1 protein-coding gene is annotated in these 1,632 nt (G+C 63.3%); it reads left to right on the top strand.

What is annotated here, in order from left to right; genetic code table 11:
* Positions 1-93: 93 nt before the first annotated feature.
* Entirely contained in the window at positions 94-1,470 is a 1,377-nt protein-coding gene (locus tag GFM02_RS34680; protein WP_168324223.1) for an IS1380 family transposase, read from the top strand.
* The last annotated feature ends 162 nt before the right edge of the window (positions 1,471-1,632 follow it).

Genomic DNA, 1,632 nt, shown 5'->3' with positions numbered 1-1,632 from the left:
CCCGAATCTCTCAAAGTAAGGGGTGCATCGGGGCCGCGAATCTGAGAAACTGCTTTTGCGACAAAGGCTTACCAGATTCGTAACGGAGCCCCGATGCAAACAGACTGTATCTCCGCGCAGTTGGAATTTAAAGGCTTCGACGGCCACAAAGTCGTTGCTGGTTTCGACGGCGGCGCGATCACCTCGGATGCCGGTGCGCTGCTGCTTCGCCACGTCGATGCGGCCATCGGGCTGTTCGACCGGGTGGCCGCCTGCTTCGTTGATGGCCGCGATCGCAAGTGCACGGTCCACAGCATGCGCACGCTGGTCGGGCAGCGCATTGCGGCGATCGCACTGGGCTACGAGGATGTCGATGATCACGACACGCTGCGCCACGACCCGGTGCTTGCGCTGCTGTCGGAGCGGCTGACGCCGAAGCGGCAAGACTGTGCAGTGCTTGCCGGCAAATCCACCTTGAACCGGCTGGAGCACGGCCGCCCCGGCGCGCCAACGCGCTATCACAAGATCGCCTATGACGCCGGGGCTCTGGAAGCGCTGTTCGTGGAGCTGTTCGTGGACGCCCACGACAGGCTGCCAGAGGAGATCGTGCTCGACCTCGACGCCACCGATGATCCGCTGCATGGCCATCAGGAAGGGCGGTTCTTCCACGGCTATTATGACGGCTATTGCTATCTGCCGCTCTACATCTTTTGCGGCCGACATCTGCTTTCGGCCAAGCTGCGGCGCTCCAACATCGACGCCAGCGCGGTCGAGGAGGTCGGACGGATCGTCAAGCAAATCCGCAGGCGCTGGCCTGGCGTGCGCATCGTTCTACGCGCCGATTCCGGCTTTGCCCGCGACGAACTGATGGACTGGTGCGAGACCAGCAACGTCGACTATGTCTTCGGTCTTGCCCGCAACAAGCGGCTGGAAAAGGAGATCGCCGAGGCCCTGGAGGAAGCGCGCCTGGAGGCCGGGACAAGCGGCCAGGCGGCCCGCGTCTTCCGCGACTTCCTGTGGTCGACGAAGGACAGCTGGTCACGGCGACGGCGGGTCGTCGCCAAAGCCGAATGGACGATGGCGGCCCCCAATCCGCGCTTCGTCGTCACCTCGCTGGAACCGGAATGCTGGGCGGCACAACCGCTTTACGAGAAACTTTACTGCGCGCGCGGCGACATGGAGAACCGCATCAAAGAATGCCAGCTCGATCTCTATGCCGACCGCACCAGCGCCCACACCATGCGCGCCAATCAGTTGCGGCTCTGGTTTGCGTCGTTGGCCTATGTATTGATCGGTGCGCTACGCCGCCTCGGCCTCGCTCATACCCGGCTTGCCGATGCCACCTGCGGCACGATCCGATTGAAGCTGTTGAAGATCGGCGCGCAGGTCCGCGTCTCAGTCCGCCGCATCAAGGTGGCGATGGCTTCGGCCTGCCCCTATGCCGAGGAGTTTGCTCTGGCTCACGCCCGAATATGCGCTGCGGCCCGATGATGCCGCCGGACCTGAACCCACCCACCAACGAAAAAGGATACATCACCGGCCCAGACAAAACGCCCCACATCGCGGCGACGACCGCGCGCGTCTTCGCTGTGGACGCCACGCCAGCCGACAGCGCTCAATCAATAACAGAGGCGCTGTGAGAAAAGCGGGCTA

Source organism: Rhizobium leguminosarum bv. viciae (genome assembly GCF_012276115.1).
GTDB classification, from domain to species: domain Bacteria; phylum Pseudomonadota; class Alphaproteobacteria; order Rhizobiales; family Rhizobiaceae; genus Rhizobium; species Rhizobium leguminosarum_T.
The sequence above is the reverse complement of the archived record's forward strand: the minus strand, read 5'-3'. Positions and strand labels throughout refer to the sequence as shown.